This is a genomic window from Kitasatospora sp. NPDC059722 (assembly GCF_042733235.1).
Taxonomy (GTDB): Bacteria; Actinomycetota; Actinomycetes; order Streptomycetales; family Streptomycetaceae; genus Kitasatospora.
In genome coordinates this window covers 8,477-22,650 of sequence record NZ_JBHWGD010000016.1, presented here as the reverse complement: position 1 = coordinate 22,650, position 14,174 = coordinate 8,477, and the positions used below count along the sequence as shown (strand labels likewise).

Below are 14,174 nucleotides of genomic sequence, written 5' to 3'. Positions count from 1 at the left end.
GTAGGCGTACGGACCGGTGCCGGCGGGGGATCGAAGTAGGGTCACTCGAAAGTGTGCCGCGGGCCGACGTCGGCGTCTGCTGAAGGAGCTTCCGAATGCGTCATGCACACCGTGTGGAAGTCGTCCGGGCCGCCGAGGGGGAGCTGATGGCCCGGCTGCCCGACGGAACTCTGATGCAGCGGGCGGCCGCGGGGCTCGCGGTGACGTGCGCGCGGCTGCTGACGGGCCGCCGGGGCCGGGTGTACGGCAGCCGGGTGGTGGTGCTCGCGGGCAGTGGGGACAACGGGGGTGACGCCCTGTACGCCGCCGCCGCGCTGGCCCGGCGCGGTGCGCGGGCGACGGCGGTGCTGCTCGCGCCCGAGCGAGCGCACGCGGGCGGGCTCGCCGCGGTGCGGGCGGCGGGCGGACGGGTGGTCGTGGACCAGGAAGTCGGCCTGGCCGGCTTCTCGCGCGCGGACCTGGTGTTGGACGGGATCGTCGGCATCGGCGGCCGCGGCGGGCTGCGGTCCGGGGCGCTGCCGTACGCGCAGGCCGCCCGGCGCGGCCTGGTGGTGGCCGTGGACCTGCCGAGCGGGGTCGACGCCGACACCGGCGAGGTGCCGGGCGAAGCGCTGCGCGCCGACGTCACCGTGTGCTTCGGCACGTACAAGCCCGGCCTGCTCGTCGACCCGGGCGCCTCGTACGCGGGGACGCTCCAACTCGTCGGGATCGGGCTGGAACTGCCGGAGGCGGACGTGACCGCCCTCCAGCACGCGGACGTGGCGGCGCTGCTGCCCGAGCCGGGCGTCGAGAGCGACAAGTACCGGCGCGGCGTCGTCGGCGTGGCGGCCGGCTCGGCGACGTACCCCGGTGCGGCGGTGCTGGCCGTCGCCGCGGCGCTGCGCGGCGGCGCCGGCGCGGTCCGGTACGTCGGCGCGGCGGCCGAGGAGGTCGTGCGGCGCTTCCCCGAGACGCTCGTCACCGAGGGCGGGCCGCACGGCGCCGGACGGGTGCAGGCGTGGGTGGTCGGCCCGGGCGGCGGCGAAACGGCGCGCCAGACCCTCGCCGAGGCGCTCGCGAGCGACGTCCCGGTGCTGGTCGACGCGGACGGGCTGACCGAACTCGGCCGCCTCGGCCCGGCCGCCCTGGCCGGCCGCACCGCGCCCACCCTGCTCACCCCGCACACCGGCGAGGCCGCCCGGCTGCTCGCCGGCGCCGACGGCACACCACCCCCGGCCGCCGACGACCTGGCCGCCACCCGGCTGACCACCGCCCGCCGCCTCGCCGCCGCCTACCGGGCGACCGTCCTGCTCAAGGGCTCCACGACGGTGATCGCCGACCCCGGCGGCGCGGTCCGCGTCAACCCGACCGGCACCTCCTGGCTGGCGACCGCCGGCAGCGGCGACGTCCTGGCAGGCCTGGCCGGCTCCCTCCTCGCGGCCGGTCTGACCCCACTGGACGCCGCCTCGGTCGCCGCCTACCTCCACGGCCTGGCCGGCCGCCGGGCAGCGGGCACACCGGGCGCCCCGACGACGGCCATGGCGGTGGCCGAGGCGTTGCCGGTGGTGTGGCGGGCCGTGCGGGCGGGGTAGGGCGGGGCGAGGGGCGGTGGCGTGCTCGCTTGACCTGGCCGGCTGCCGGGTGGTGGGTGCGCTGGTGGTGGTGTGGCGCGGCCTGCCTCCGGGCCGGTGGCCGAGGCGTTGCCGGGGGTGTGGCGCGGCCTGTCTCCGGGGCGGCACACGCGGCGTCGGCGGTGGCGAGGCAGGGCGTGCAGGTGAGGTGGCGCGCGCATGCTCTCAGGTCGGGTCGGCCACCATGAAGCGGCGCAGTCGGCGGCCCTGGATGGCGTGGAGGGACGCCCGGGTGGGGCGGCGAGCGGTGCCCTCCGTGGGCGGCGGCGACGTCCTGGGTGCGGCGAGATGTGCGGGCGGGTATGCGGGGCTGAGGATGAGGCGCGGGAAGTCGGGTGGGCCGACTTTTGGTGTGGTGCTCTCGTGTCGGGGTTGGACCGTTCGCTCCGGTGGGAAGTCGGTTCGGCCGACGTCTCGTGTGTGGAGGGGAGCGGAACCGGGGGTGGGGCCGGGGCGTCCGTGGTAGCGGAGAGCCGGTCCGGTGCAGGTCGGAGCAGCGGGTGGACGGCGGCCGTGGGGCGCCGCGCCGACGGGGCGTTCGGCGAGGACTCCGGGACGTCTGGGAGACTGACCCTGATGACAACTGCGAAGACGGCCGGCTCGGCCACCCTCACCGACGGCGTACGGGCCGAGGCGACCATCGATCTGGGCGCCCTGCGCGGCAACCTCGCCGCGCTGCGCGAACGCGTCGCAAGCGCGGCGGTGATGCTCGCGGTCAAGGCGGACGCCTACGGCCACGGCGCGGTCGCGTGTGCCCGCGAGGCGGTCGCGAACGGGGTCGGGTGGCTGGGCTGCGCGACGCCCGAGGAGGCGCTGGCGCTGCGGGCCGCGGGCATCGGCCCGGAGCAGGCCCGCGTCCTGTGCTGGCTGTGGACGCCGGGCGGCCCGTGGCGGCAGGCGCTCCTGTCCGACCTGGACATCTCGGTCAGCGGGCAGTGGGCGCTCGACGAGCTGCTCCCCGCGGTCCGCGAGACCGGCATCCCGGCCCGCGTGCACCTGAAGGCGGACACCGGCCTCGGCCGCAACGGCTGCCAGCCGCACGACTGGCCGGCCCTGGTCGACGCCGCCCGTCGCGCCGAGGCCGAGGGGCTGCTCACGGTCGTCGGCGTCTGGTCGCACTTCGCCGCCGCGGACGAGCCCGGGCACCCGTCGATCCAGGCCCAGCTGGACGCCTTCCACACCGCGCTGGCGTACGCGGAGGCCGCCGGGCTGCGCCCCGAGGTGCGGCACCTGGCGAACTCGCCGGCCGCGCTGCTGCTGCCGGAGTCGCACTTCGACCTGGTCCGTACGGGCCTGGCCGCGTACGGGCTGTCGCCGGTGCCCGAGGTGGGTTCGCCGGCCGACTTCGGGCTGCGCCCGGTGATGTCGCTGACGGCGCGGCTGGCGCTGGTGAAGCACGTGCCGGGCGGGCACGGGGTCAGTTACGGCCACCACTACACCACCCCGGGGCCGACCACGCTGGGGCTCGTCCCGGTGGGCTACGGAGACGGCGTCCCGCGGCACGCGAGCGGCACCGGGCCGGTGCAGATCGGCGGCAAGTGGCGCACGGTGGCGGGCCGGGTGGCGATGGACCAGTTCGTCGTGGACCTCGGCGGGGACACCCCGCAGGTCGGCGACGAGGTGCTGCTGTTCGGCAGCGGTGAGCGCGGCGAGCCGACCGCGGAGGACTGGGCCCGGGCCTGCGGCACCATCGCGTACGAGATCGTGACCCGGATCGGCGCCCGGGTGCCCCGGCGCCACCTGGACGGCACGGTCCGCGCATGACGGAGTCCGACGGCCCGGCCGGGGCGGTCGCGAAGGCGGCGTCCGGGGTGAGCCGGGCGGGCGTGATCGGGATCTCGGTCGGCGTGCTGGCGGCGGGGGCCGCGGCCGGCGTGGCGATCGAACGGCTGACGGTCGGCCGGGCGACCCGCCGCCGGGCCCGGGCCGAGCTGGACGCCGGTGCGCCGTACGGTTCGCTGCGCGGGCGCCCGCGGACGGTGGCCGCACCGGACGGCACCGAGCTGTACGTCGAGCTCGACGGCACCGGCTGGGACGACGCGGGCGGTGCCGCCGAGCCGCTGACCGTGGTCTTCAGCCACGGCTACTGCCTGAACCAGGACAGCTGGCACTTCCAGCGGGCCGCGCTGCGCGACGGCCTGCGGCTGGTCTTCTGGGACCAGCGCAGCCACGGCCGTTCGGAGCGCTCCCGCTCCTACCTGGCCGGGGAGCCCGCGAGCATCGACCAGCTGGGCGGGGACCTCAAGGCGGTGATCGACGCCGTCGCGCCGACCGGGCCGCTGGTGCTGGTCGGCCACTCGATGGGCGGCATGACGGTGATGGCGCTGGCCGACCAGCACCCGGAGCTGTTCCGCGAGCGCGTGGCCGGCGTAGCGCTGGTGGGCACGCTGGCGGGGAACTGGGACCAGGTCAGCCTGGGCCTGCCGTCGGCGGGCGCGAAGCTGTTCAAGCGGGTCGCGCCCGGGGTGGTCAAGCTGCTGGGCCGTCAGGTGGAGCTGGTGGAGGCGACCCGCCGGTTCGGCTCGGACGTCGCGGCCGTGTTCTACCGAAAGTTCTCCTTCGGTTCGAAGGACGTCGACCCGGGCGTGGTGCGCTTCGCCGAGCAGCTGCTGGACGCCACGCCGATCGACGTCGTCGCCGAGTTCTACCCGGTGTTCGGCGCGCACGAGAAGACCGCCGCACTGGCAGCCCTGCGCGGCCTGCCGGCGCTGGTGCTGGCCGGCACCAAGGACCTCCTGACGCCGCCCGCGCACAGCGAGGCGATGGCCGAGCAACTGCCCGGCGCCGAGCTGGTGATCGTCGAGGGCGCCGGCCACCTGGTGATGCTGGAGCGCCCGGAGCTGGTGGACCACCACCTGGCCGCGCTGCTCAGGCGGGCCGCGGCGTTCGGCGGGGCCGCCGAGCCGCCGCCGTCCGTCCTCGATCCGGTCTGAGGGACGGCCGGGGACCGCGGCGCGCGCCCGGCCGCGGATGTGGCACGGTAGCGGGGGCGGCCGGTGGTCGGCGCGCCCGGTACGGACCGAAGGGCAAGACACGCGCATGGGCTCGCACGCCACTCTCACCGTCCCCACCCCGGAGCGGATGGGCCGGCTCGGCCGGGAGCTGGCCGCGCTGCTGAGGCCGGGGGACCTGGTGCTCCTCTCGGGTGAGCTGGGCGCGGGGAAGACCACGCTGACCAGGGGCCTGGGGGAGGGCCTGCAGGTGCGCGGCGCGGTGACCTCGCCGACCTTCGTGATCGCCCGGGTGCACCCGTCGCTCGTGGGCGGTCCGGCCCTGGTGCACGTGGACGCGTACCGGCTGGGCGGCGACCTGGACGAGATGGAGGACCTCGACCTCGACGTGTCGCTGCCCGAGTCGGTGGTGGTGGTCGAGTGGGGCGAGGGCAAGGTCGAGCGGCTGTCCGAGGACCGCCTGGAGGTGCGGATCGAGCGGGCGATCGGCGACACCGCGGGCGAGGACCACGACCCGCGCCGCGTGCTGCTGACCGGCATCGGGGCGCGCTGGGAGGACGTCGAGCTGGCGAAGCTGGCGTGACGGCCCGTCGGACCGTGCGGAGGCTTCGCCGTCCGTTTGCCGACAGGCTGTCGGGAAAGTGTTGCGAGGGGGGCGCCGGGCGTGATGGGATGGGTGCTGCGGTTAGGTCTGCCTAACTAGGGAGGCGCCATGTCGAGCACCACCCCCGCCCCGGAGCGCGCCGTGCGCACCACCGGGGCCGGAGAGTCCGCCCGTCGCGCTCCGGGGGAGCCGATGCGGGCGCTGCTGGCCGCGTGCGCCGCGGCCGAGGCGGTGTCCACCCCGCCCGAACCGGCGCCGCGCCGGGCCGACGACGCCGGGACGGACACGCCCCGCGCGGCCTGACGGCCCTGGTCGGACGCGCGCGCGCCGGGTGACCACGAGTCGGACGGGCACGCCTCAGGCGACCACGACCACCTTGGTGTCCTTCGGGGCGAAGTCCCACAGCAGCTGACCGTCCTGGCGGGAGCTGCGGATGCCGCCGGTCTTGGTCTTGGGGTCGGCGGTCGGCGTCGCGCCGTCCACGGCCGCGCTGAAGCCGAAGACCACGCCGTTCTGCTGCGCGAAGCGCACCACGTGCTCGATCTGCTTGCCGTCCGTCCCGGTGGTGGTGGCCGTGCGGCTGTACACCGGGTACGCGCCGGGGGTCGGCTCGACCGTGCCCGGGGTGACCGGGAACGCCGCGACCACCTGCGGGTTCTTCTTCGGCTCGATCAGCCACACGTAGTGGCCGGAGACCGAGTAGACGACCCGCGTGCCGGTGCCCGAGGAGGCCGGCAGCGTCGGTGCCGTCGGGGTCGGGGTCGTGCTCGGCGCCGCCGAGGTGGCCGGGCCGCCGGCCGTCGCGGTGGCGGTCGGCCGGGCGGCGCCCGCGCGGTCCTGGGCGCCGTTCGCCTGGAAGGCCAGCAGGCTCACGACCGCCAGGGCTCCCAGGGTCAGCCCCGTGACCACCACTCCAGGACCCATCTTCGCCACTGCCGCTCCCGCCGCCGTCCGCTGTACGTACCGCCCTAATCGTGCCAGGTCCCGCGGGCCGCTCCGCAGCGGCTCGGACGTGTGTTCCGCAGTGGTACGCCGTATCGATCGGCCGGTCGGCCCAACGTCGGTCTAACCTTGACCCGTGCTGCTGCTCGCGTTCGACACCGCTACCCCCGCCGTCACCGCCGCCGTCCACGACGGCACGGCCGTCCTCGCCGAGACCGACCAGGTCGACGCCCGGCGCCACGGCGAACTGCTTCTGCCCGCCATCGACCGGGTGCTGCGGACGGCCGGCGTCGACAAGCAGCAGCTCACCGGCATCGCCGTCGGCGTCGGCCCCGGCCCGTACACCGGCCTGCGGGTCGGCCTCGTGACCGCCGCCGCGCTCGGCCACGCGCTGGGCCTGCCGGTGCACGGCGTCTGCACCCTGGACGCGATCGCGTTCCAGGCGCGCGCCGAGGGCCTGGCCGGGCAGCCGTTCACGGTGGCCACCGACGCGCGCCGCAAGGAGGTCTACTGGGCCTCCTACGACGCCGACGGCCGCCGCACCGAGGGCCCCGGCGTGGACCGCCCGGCCGAGCTGTCGCCGCAGCCGCGTTCGGTCGGCGCCGGCGCGCTGCTCTACCCCGACGCCTTCCCGGGCGCGCACGGCCCCGAGCACGTCTCGGCCGGCGCCCTGGCCGGCTTCGCCGCCGCCGAGCTGGCCGCCGGGCGCGAGCTGCTGCCGAACGTGCCGCTGTACCTGCGCCGCCCGGACGCCCAGGTGCCGGCCGGCTACAAGGCGGTGCTCCCGGCGTGAACCACGGCACCACCCTGCGCCCGATGCGCTGGTGGGACATCGAGCCGGTGATGGAACTGGAGCTGCGGCTCTTCCCCGAGGACGCCTGGTCCCACGGGATGTACTGGTCCGAGCTGGCCGAGACCCACCCCGGCGGCACCCGCCACTACACCGTGGCCACCGCCGCGGACGGCACGATCGTCGGCTACGCCGGACTGATGGCGATCGCCGGCGAGGGCGACGTCCAGACCATCGCCGTCGACGAGCGCCACCAGGGCGCCGGCCTCGGCGCGGCGCTGCTCACCGACCTGATCCGGGAGTCCGCCCGGCGGGGCTGCGCCGAACTGCTGCTGGAGGTGCGGGTGGACAACCCGCGCGCCCAGCGGCTGTACGAGCGCCACGGCTTCCAGCCGGTGGGCATCCGGCGCGGCTACTACCAGCCCGCCAACGTCGACGCGCTGGTGATGCGCCTCGACCACCCCAGCACCGACAGCACCGACAGCACCGACCCGAAGGACATTGAGGACACCCGCCATGGCTGACGAACCGCTCGTCCTCGGCATCGAGACCTCCTGCGACGAGACCGGCGTCGGCATCGTGCGCGGCACCACGCTGCTGGCCGACGCGGTCGCCTCCAGCGTCAACGACCACGCCCGCTTCGGCGGCGTCGTCCCGGAGATCGCCAGCCGGGCCCACCTGGAGGCGATGGTCCCGACCATCCAGCGCGCCCTGGACACCGCCGGGGTCAAGACGAGCGACCTGGACGGCATCGCCGTGACGGCGGGCCCCGGCCTGGCCGGCGCGCTGCTGGTCGGCGTCAGCGCCGCGAAGGCGTACGCCTGGGCGCTCGACAAGCCGCTGTACGGGGTCAACCACCTCGCCTCGCACATCTGCGTCGACCAGCTGGAGCACGGTCGGCTGCCCTCGCCGACCATGGCGCTGCTGGTCTCCGGCGGGCACTCCTCGCTGCTGCTCAGCGAGGACATCACGACCGACGTCCGCCCGCTCGGCGCGACCATCGACGACGCGGCCGGCGAGGCCTTCGACAAGGTGGCCCGGGTGCTCGGCCTGGGCTTCCCCGGCGGCCCGATCGTGGACCGCACGGCCCGCGAGGGCGACCCCAAGGCGATCGCCTTCCCGCGCGGCCTGAGCGGCCGGAACGACCCCGCGTACGACTTCTCCTTCTCCGGCCTGAAGACCGCCGTCGCCCGGTGGGTGGAGGCCAAGCGCCGGGCCGGCGAGGAGGTGCCGGTCGCCGACGTGGCGGCGTCCTTCCAGGAGGCGGTCACCGACGTGCTCACCCGCAAGGCCGTCAAGGCGTGCAAGGACAACGGCGTCGACCACCTGATGATCGGCGGCGGGGTCGCGGCCAACTCGCGGCTGCGCGAGATGGCCCAGCAGCGCTGTGACCGGGCCGGGATCATGCTGCGGGTGCCGCGCCCCGGCCTGTGCACCGACAACGGCGCGATGGTGGCCGCGCTGGGCTCCGAGATGGTGTGGCGCGACCGCGCGCCGTCCGCCTTCGACCTGTCGGCGGACTCCTCGCTGCCCGTCACCGACGTCCACGTCCCGGCCGCTGACCTGCACCACGGCGACGTCCACGGCCAGGCGTACGACGCCCTCGGCGGCGGTGCCGGGTGACCGTCGCCATGATGTGGGAGGCCCGCGCCGCCGACGGCCGCGGGGCCGAACTCGCCTCCTGGGCACGGGAGACGGCGATCCCGGCGCTGCGCGGCTCGGCGGGCCTGGAGCGCCTCGAACTGTTCGGCGCCCCCGGTGAGCGGGTGCTGCTGATCGCCTGGTGGAGCGGCGAGCCGGTGCCCGTCGCCGAGCCGCCGGCCGAGCTGCTCGGCCGTCCGGTGCACCGCTGGTCCTTCACCAGCGAGCACGTCGAGTAGGCCGGTACGGGAACCGCGAGCCGGGCCACTACCGTGCTAGCTGAGAAACGGCGGACGGACCAGGAGCGCGCGCGGTGAAGCAGGACGGCCGGAACAGGACCAAGGCGTACGCGGCGGGGGCGCTGGCCCTGCTGGCCCTCGCCACCGGGTGCGGCGGCAACGGGGACGGCGCCGCCGCCCCGGCACCGACGAGCGCGGCCCCGGCCGGGGGCCAGCCCGCCGGCGGCGCCGCACCGACCGCCGCGGCGACCACGCCCGCGGCGGCGCAGGCCGCGGGCGACGCCGCGTGGGCGAAGTGGAACCTCAAGCCGCTGGCCCCGGCCCCCGCGCCGCCCGCGGACAAGCCCGTCAAGCTCGAACGGACCGGCACCGTACCGGTGTTCAGCGACGTGAAGACGAGCGACAAGGTCGTCTTCATCACCATCGACGACGGTGCCGAGAAGGACCCGAAGTTCGTCGAGATGCTGACCGACCTCAAGGTGCCGATCACGATGTTCCTGACCAAGGACATCGTCAAGAACGACTACGGCTACTTCAAGCCACTCCAGGCGCTCGGCAACCACATCCAGAACCACACCGTCACCCACCCGGTGATGAGCAAGCTCACGCCGGACAAGCAGAAGTCCGAGATCTGCGACGACCAGAGCGCGCTCACCCAGCAGTACGGCACCGCGCCGCTGCTGTTCCGCCCGCCGTTCGGGGACGGCGCCAACACGCCGACGCTCAACACCTCGGTGCAGGAGTGCGGTCCGCGGGCGGTCGTGCTGTGGCGCGAGTCCATGCAGATCCACGACATGCAGTACCAGGCGGCGGACAAGAAGCTGAAGCCCGGCGACATCATCCTGGCCCACTTCCGCGGGCCGAAGGAGCTCAAGGGCGCCACGATGACCCAGATGTTCGGCGAGCTGCTGGCCCGGATCCAGGAGCAGGGCTTCTCGGTGGCCCGGCTGGACGACTACATCCAGCCGCCGGCGTAGCCGTCCGGTCCGTCCGTCCGGTCAGCCGCTCCGTCCGTCAGGCGCGGTCGATCAGACCGGCTGACCGAGCATCATCAGCGGGCCGTTGTCGGTGCGGCTGAGGATCACCGTGACGGAGTTCGGCCCGGAGGGCTTGAGCTGGCGGCGCAGTTCCTCCGGGGTGATCGCCATCCCGCGCTTCTTGATCACCACGGTGCCGACCCCGCGCTCGCGCAGCAGGGCCTTCAGCTTCTTGATGTGGAAGGGCAGCACGTCGGTCAGCTCGAAGGCGTGCGCGTACGGCGTCGGGACCAGCTCGTCCGAGGTCAGGTAGGCGATCTTCGGGTCGATCAGCCGTCCGCCCACCTGCTCGGCCACCTCGGCCACCAGGTGGGCGCGGATCACGGCGCCGTCCGGCTCGTACAGGTACCGGCCGACCGGCCCGGCCGCCGGGTCGGGCAGATCGCCGCCGGTGAGGCTCGCGGCGTGCGGCAGGAGCGTCGCGCGGTGCGGGTGGGCGGCCTTGGTGCCGAACCAGAGCACCGCCTCCTTCACGTCCCCGTGGTCGGAGACCCACTCGGCCTCGGCGTCCTCGGGGACGGCCTCGTGCGGGATGCCCGGCGCGACCTTCAGCGCGCCGATCGGGGTCCGGCGGCCGGCCTCGACGGCCCACGAGAGCGGTGGGGCGTACGCCTCCGGGTCGAACACCCGGCCGCGCGCCGTCCGTCGCGCCGGGTCGGTGAACACCGCGTCGTAGCCGGTGACGTCCACGTCGGCGACGTCCGCGCAGCGCACCTCGACCAGGTCGGTGAGGCCCAGCGCGGCGGCGTTGGCGGCGGTGGCCGCGCAGGCGGCCGGGTCCCGGTCGACGGCCAGCACCTCGATCCCGGCCCGGGCCAGCGCCAGGACGTCCCCGCCGATCCCGCAGCACAGGTCGGCCAGCCGCCGCACCCCGAGCCCGGCGAAGCGCTGCGCGCGCCACTCGGCGACGCTGCGCCGGGTGGACTGCTCGACGCCGTTGGGCGTGAAGTACATCAGGTCGGCGTCCGCCCCGAACTTCGCGCGGGCGCGCTGGCGCAGCCGCGCCTGCCCGAACGCCGCCGACACCAGGTCGGCCGGGTGCTCGCGCCGCAGCCGGGTGGCCAGCGCGAGCTCCTCCTCGGGCGTGAACTCGCGCAACGCGGCGAGCAGGTCCTGTCCTTCGGGGGTCAGCAGCGGCTGGAGGTTCTCGGTGTCCACGGGGCCATTCTCGCCGGTCGGGCGGTGTGGTGGCCGGTCCCGGGCGGTCGTGCAGGGCCGCGCGGGACGGCGGCCGCGCGTCCGCGGGCCGGGACGGCGGGGCGCGTCGTTGGCACTCTGGTTGACTGAGTGCTAACACGGGCCTATGGTCGTCCTTGGCACTCTCCACCTGGGGAGTGCTAACGCGAAGACGCGTGCCTGACCCCCGCGACGGCAGGTGCGCAGGTTCGCCCCTTACCCGTTAGAAAACCCCGTAATCTCCGAAGGGGAGCTCGGACGTGACCACCAGCAGCAAGGTTGCCATCAAGCCGCTCGAGGACCGCATCGTGGTCCAGCCGCTCGACGCCGAGACCACCACGGCCTCCGGCCTGGTTATCCCGGACACCGCCAAGGAGAAGCCCCAGGAGGGTGTCGTCCTGGCCGTCGGCCCGGGCCGCTTCGAGGACGGCCAGCGTCTGCCGCTCGACGTCGCCGTCGGTGACATCGTCCTGTACTCGAAGTACGGCGGCACCGAGGTGAAGTACCAGGGCGAGGAGTACCTCGTCCTCTCCGCCCGCGACGTTCTCGCCATCATCGAGAAGTAAGTCGTTCCGACCCGCCCCGGATCCGTGTCCCAAGTGACAGGGGCCCGGGGCGTGGTTGTTGGTTCACGTAGTTCGGCGGCCGGTGGGCCGGCCGCAGCCCCGAGGGAATAGGGAACATGGCGAAGATCCTGCAGTTCGACGAGGACGCCCGCCGCTCGCTGGAGCGCGGTGTCAACAAGCTGGCCGACACCGTCAAGGTGACCATCGGCCCCAAGGGCCGCAACGTCGTCATCGACAAGAAGTTCGGCGCCCCGACCATCACCAACGACGGTGTCACCATCGCCCGTGAGGTCGAGCTGGACGACCCGTACGAGAACCTTGGCGCTCAGCTCGTCAAGGAGGTCGCCACCAAGACCAACGACGTCGCGGGCGACGGCACCACCACAGCCACCGTGCTGGCCCAGGCCCTGGTCAACGAGGGTCTGCGCAACGTCGCCGCCGGTGCCGGCCCGGCCGCCCTGAAGAAGGGCATCGACAAGGCCGTCGCCGCCGTCTCCGAGCACCTGCTCTCGGTGGCCCGCGAGATCGAGGGCAAGGACGACGTCGCCGCCGTCGCGTCCCTCTCCGCCCAGGACACCCAGGTCGGCGAGCTGATCGCCGAGGCGATCGACAAGGTCGGCAAGGACGGTGTCATCACCGTCGAGGAGTCGAACACCTTCGGCGTCGAGCTCGAGTTCACCGAGGGCATGCAGTTCGACAAGGGCTACCTGTCGCCGTACTTCGTCACCGACGCGGAGCGGCAGGAGGCGGTCCTGGAGGACCCGTACATCCTGATCCACCAGGGCAAGATCTCCTCGATCCAGGAGCTCCTGCCGCTGCTGGAGAAGATCCTGCAGGGCGGTGCCTCGAAGCCGCTGCTGATCATCGCCGAGGACGTCGACGGCGAGGCGCTGTCGACCCTGGTGCTGAACAAGATCCGCGGCATCTTCAACGCCGTCGCCGTCAAGGCCCCGGGCTTCGGCGACCGCCGCAAGGCGATCCTCGGCGACCTGGCCACCCTGACCGGCGGCACCGTGATCTCCGAGGAGGTCGGCCTCAAGCTCGACCAGGCCGGTCTGGACGTGCTGGGCAGCGCCCGCCGCGTGACCATCACCAAGGACGAGACCACCATCGTCGAGGGCGCCGGCGACGCCGAGGCCGTGGCCGGCCGCGTCGCCCAGATCAAGGGCGAGATCGCCGGCACCGACTCCGACTGGGACCGCGAGAAGCTGCAGGAGCGCCTGGCCAAGCTGGCCGGCGGCGTCTGCGTCATCAAGGTCGGCGCCGCCACCGAGGTGGAGCTGAAGGAGCGCAAGCACCGCCTGGAGGACGCCATCTCGGCGACCCGCGCCGCGGTCGAGGAGGGCATCGTCGCCGGCGGTGGCGCCTCCCTGGTCCACGCCGCCAAGGTGCTGGACGGCGGCCTGGGCCTGTCGGGCGACGAGGCCACCGGTGTCGCCGTGGTCCGCAAGGCGCTGCACGAGCCGCTGCGCTGGATCGCCCAGAACGCCGGCCTGGAGGGCTACGTCATCACCTCCAAGGTCGCCGAGCTGGAGGCCGGCCAGGGCTACAACGCCGCCACCGGCGAGTACGGCGACCTGGTGAAGGCCGGCGTCATCGACCCGGTCAAGGTCACCCGCTCCGCCCTGGAGAACGCCGCCTCGATCGCCTCCCTGCTGCTCACCACCGAGACCCTCGTGGTGGAGAAGAAGGAGGAGGCCGCCGACGCCGGTCACGGCCACTCGCACGGCGGTCACGGCCACTCGCACTGAGGCCCCTGAAGTGGACCGGAGGCCCGGTCCGCCCCCATCCTGGGAGGCGGGCCGGGCCTCCGGCGTTCGGGCCCGGGGGTCCGCGAGTCCGCTTGAAGACTCAACTATCAGTGAAATTTTGCGTTCGGCAAAGATTGCCTTATAACTGAGGCATGATCGAGGCCCGCCACCTGCGCGTCCTGCGGGCCGTCGCCCGCACCGGCTCCTTCTCCGCCGCCGCGCGCGAGCTGGGCTGTACCCAGCCCGCCATCAGCCAGCAGATGAAGGCCCTGGAGAAGTCCGTGGACACCCCGCTGGTGGTCCGTTCGGGCCGGGGCATGCAGCTGAGCGAGGCCGGACGGGTGCTCCTCAAGCACGCCACCGGGATCCTGGCCGGGCTGTCGGCGGCCGAGGAGGAGGTCGCGGCCATCGCCGGGCTGCGGGCCGGGCGGGTGCGGCTGGTGTCCTTCCCGACCGCGAGTTCCACCCTGGTGCCGCCCGCCGTCGCCCGCCTGCGGGACAGCCATCCGGGGGTGCGCGTGTCGCTGGTCGAGGCGGAGCCGCCGGAGTCGCTGGCGATGCTGCGCGGCGGCGAGTGCGAGATCGCGCTGGCCTTCCGCTACCCGCAGTCCGAGGGCGCCACCGCTCTCCCGGTGCCCGCGCACGGCACGCCGCGCGAGGCGCGGGCCGAGGCGAACCTGGAGGCGCAGCAGCTGAGCGCCGGCACCGACTGGTCCGACCTGGTGGTCACGCCGCTGCTGGACGACCCGCTGGTGGGCCTGCTGCCGGGGGCGCCCCCCCGGGGGGGGGGGGGCGGCGCGGGGGGGGGGGGGGGGCGGGCGGGGGGGGCGGGGGGGGGCGGCGGCGCGCCCGTCGCCCGCGCCCCCG

At 74.6% G+C, this 14,174-nt stretch carries 14 protein-coding genes and 1 pseudogene; 13 read left to right on the top strand and 2 right to left on the bottom strand.

The window, feature by feature from the left end:
* Window positions 1–95 precede the first annotated feature (95 nt).
* The 5 genes from ACFV4F_RS13050 (at window position 96) to ACFV4F_RS13030 (ending at window position 5,468) form a co-directional block, all read left to right on the top strand.
* A complete protein-coding gene (locus ACFV4F_RS13050) occupies window positions 96–1,571 on the top strand; it encodes an NAD(P)H-hydrate dehydratase (RefSeq protein ID WP_380502154.1) in 1,476 nt (491 codons plus the stop codon).
* 615 nt (window positions 1,572–2,186) lie between these two features.
* The gene (gene alr, locus ACFV4F_RS13045) at window positions 2,187–3,374 is read left to right on the top strand and encodes an alanine racemase (protein WP_380496066.1); all 1,188 of its coding nucleotides are present in this window, start codon (window positions 2,187–2,189) and stop codon (window positions 3,372–3,374) included.
* Entirely contained in the window at window positions 3,371–4,543 is a 1,173-nt protein-coding gene (locus tag ACFV4F_RS13040; RefSeq protein ID WP_380496068.1) for an alpha/beta fold hydrolase, read from the top strand. Before alr ends, ACFV4F_RS13040 begins: the two co-directional genes overlap by 4 nt.
* A 106-nt stretch (window positions 4,544–4,649) precedes the next feature.
* The gene (gene tsaE / locus ACFV4F_RS13035; protein WP_359962313.1) at window positions 4,650–5,144 is read left to right on the top strand and encodes a tRNA (adenosine(37)-N6)-threonylcarbamoyltransferase complex ATPase subunit type 1 TsaE; all 495 of its coding nucleotides are present in this window, start codon (window positions 4,650–4,652) and stop codon (window positions 5,142–5,144) included.
* A 129-nt stretch (window positions 5,145–5,273) separates the two neighbouring features.
* The gene (locus ACFV4F_RS13030) at window positions 5,274–5,468 is read left to right on the top strand and encodes a hypothetical protein (RefSeq protein WP_380435946.1); all 195 of its coding nucleotides are present in this window, start codon (window positions 5,274–5,276) and stop codon (window positions 5,466–5,468) included.
* 54 nt (window positions 5,469–5,522) lie between these two features.
* On the opposite strand, the gene ACFV4F_RS13025 is transcribed toward ACFV4F_RS13030, so the two are convergent.
* Window positions 5,523–6,089, bottom strand: coding sequence for a hypothetical protein (locus tag ACFV4F_RS13025; RefSeq protein WP_380435986.1), 567 nt, complete (start codon window positions 6,087–6,089; stop codon window positions 5,523–5,525).
* 154 nt (window positions 6,090–6,243) lie between these two features.
* Here ACFV4F_RS13025 and tsaB point away from each other — a divergent pair, with 154 nt between their 5' ends.
* The 5 genes from tsaB (at window position 6,244) to ACFV4F_RS13000 (ending at window position 9,754) form a co-directional block, all read left to right on the top strand.
* A complete protein-coding gene (gene tsaB / locus ACFV4F_RS13020; RefSeq protein ID WP_380502152.1) occupies window positions 6,244–6,900 on the top strand; it encodes a tRNA (adenosine(37)-N6)-threonylcarbamoyltransferase complex dimerization subunit type 1 TsaB in 657 nt (218 codons plus the stop codon).
* A gap of 23 nt (window positions 6,901–6,923) precedes the next feature.
* A complete protein-coding gene (rimI, locus tag ACFV4F_RS13015; protein ID WP_380435988.1) occupies window positions 6,924–7,421 on the top strand; it encodes a ribosomal protein S18-alanine N-acetyltransferase in 498 nt (165 codons plus the stop codon).
* Window positions 7,414–8,520, top strand: a complete 1,107-nt coding sequence (tsaD, locus tag ACFV4F_RS13010) for a tRNA (adenosine(37)-N6)-threonylcarbamoyltransferase complex transferase subunit TsaD (protein WP_380502150.1) — start codon at window positions 7,414–7,416, stop codon at window positions 8,518–8,520. Before rimI ends, tsaD begins: the two co-directional genes overlap by 8 nt.
* Complete coding sequence (locus tag ACFV4F_RS13005; RefSeq protein ID WP_380496074.1) at window positions 8,517–8,777, top strand: hypothetical protein; 261 nt, start codon at window positions 8,517–8,519, stop codon at window positions 8,775–8,777. The genes tsaD and ACFV4F_RS13005 overlap by 4 nt, the downstream gene beginning before the upstream one ends.
* Before the next feature lie 74 nt (window positions 8,778–8,851).
* Window positions 8,852–9,754 carry a polysaccharide deacetylase family protein gene (locus ACFV4F_RS13000; RefSeq protein WP_380435952.1) on the top strand — a complete coding sequence of 301 codons (903 nt, stop codon included), beginning with the start codon at window positions 8,852–8,854 and terminating at the stop codon, window positions 9,752–9,754.
* A 51-nt stretch (window positions 9,755–9,805) separates the two neighbouring features.
* Here the strand turns inward: ACFV4F_RS13000 and ACFV4F_RS12995 are convergent, their stop codons facing one another.
* Window positions 9,806–10,972 carry a methyltransferase domain-containing protein gene (locus tag ACFV4F_RS12995; protein ID WP_380435953.1) on the bottom strand — a complete coding sequence of 389 codons (1,167 nt, stop codon included), beginning with the start codon at window positions 10,970–10,972 and terminating at the stop codon, window positions 9,806–9,808.
* 278 nt (window positions 10,973–11,250) lie between these two features.
* Between ACFV4F_RS12995 and groES the strand changes: the two genes are divergently transcribed.
* The 3 genes and pseudogenes from groES to ACFV4F_RS12980 form a co-directional block, all read left to right on the top strand.
* Window positions 11,251–11,556, top strand: coding sequence for a co-chaperone GroES (gene groES / locus ACFV4F_RS12990; protein ID WP_014136232.1), 306 nt, complete (start codon window positions 11,251–11,253; stop codon window positions 11,554–11,556).
* 116 nt (window positions 11,557–11,672) lie between these two features.
* Complete coding sequence (groL, locus tag ACFV4F_RS12985) at window positions 11,673–13,307, top strand: chaperonin GroEL (protein WP_380435955.1); 1,635 nt, start codon at window positions 11,673–11,675, stop codon at window positions 13,305–13,307.
* 152 nt (window positions 13,308–13,459) lie between these two features.
* A pseudogene (locus ACFV4F_RS12980) lies at window positions 13,460–14,174 on the top strand (LysR family transcriptional regulator); the annotation flags it as partial.

What these genes read in the sequence shown, in the direction of transcription:
- ACFV4F_RS13050 (WP_380502154.1), top strand. Translation starts at nt 96, where the DNA reads ATGCGTCATGCACACCGTGTGGAAGTCGTCCGGGCCGCCGAGGGGGAG.
- alr (WP_380496066.1), top strand. Translation starts at nt 2,187, where the DNA reads ATGACAACTGCGAAGACGGCCGGCTCGGCCACCCTCACCGACGGCGTA.
- ACFV4F_RS13040 (WP_380496068.1), top strand. Translation starts at nt 3,371, where the DNA reads ATGACGGAGTCCGACGGCCCGGCCGGGGCGGTCGCGAAGGCGGCGTCC.
- tsaE (WP_359962313.1), top strand. Translation starts at nt 4,650, where the DNA reads ATGGGCTCGCACGCCACTCTCACCGTCCCCACCCCGGAGCGGATGGGC.
- ACFV4F_RS13030 (WP_380435946.1), top strand. Translation starts at nt 5,274, where the DNA reads ATGTCGAGCACCACCCCCGCCCCGGAGCGCGCCGTGCGCACCACCGGG.
- ACFV4F_RS13025 (WP_380435986.1), bottom strand. Translation starts at nt 6,089, where the DNA reads ATGGGTCCTGGAGTGGTGGTCACGGGGCTGACCCTGGGAGCCCTGGCG.
- rimI (WP_380435988.1), top strand. Translation starts at nt 6,924, where the DNA reads ATGCGCTGGTGGGACATCGAGCCGGTGATGGAACTGGAGCTGCGGCTC.
- tsaD (WP_380502150.1), top strand. Translation starts at nt 7,414, where the DNA reads ATGGCTGACGAACCGCTCGTCCTCGGCATCGAGACCTCCTGCGACGAG.
- groL (WP_380435955.1), top strand. Translation starts at nt 11,673, where the DNA reads ATGGCGAAGATCCTGCAGTTCGACGAGGACGCCCGCCGCTCGCTGGAG.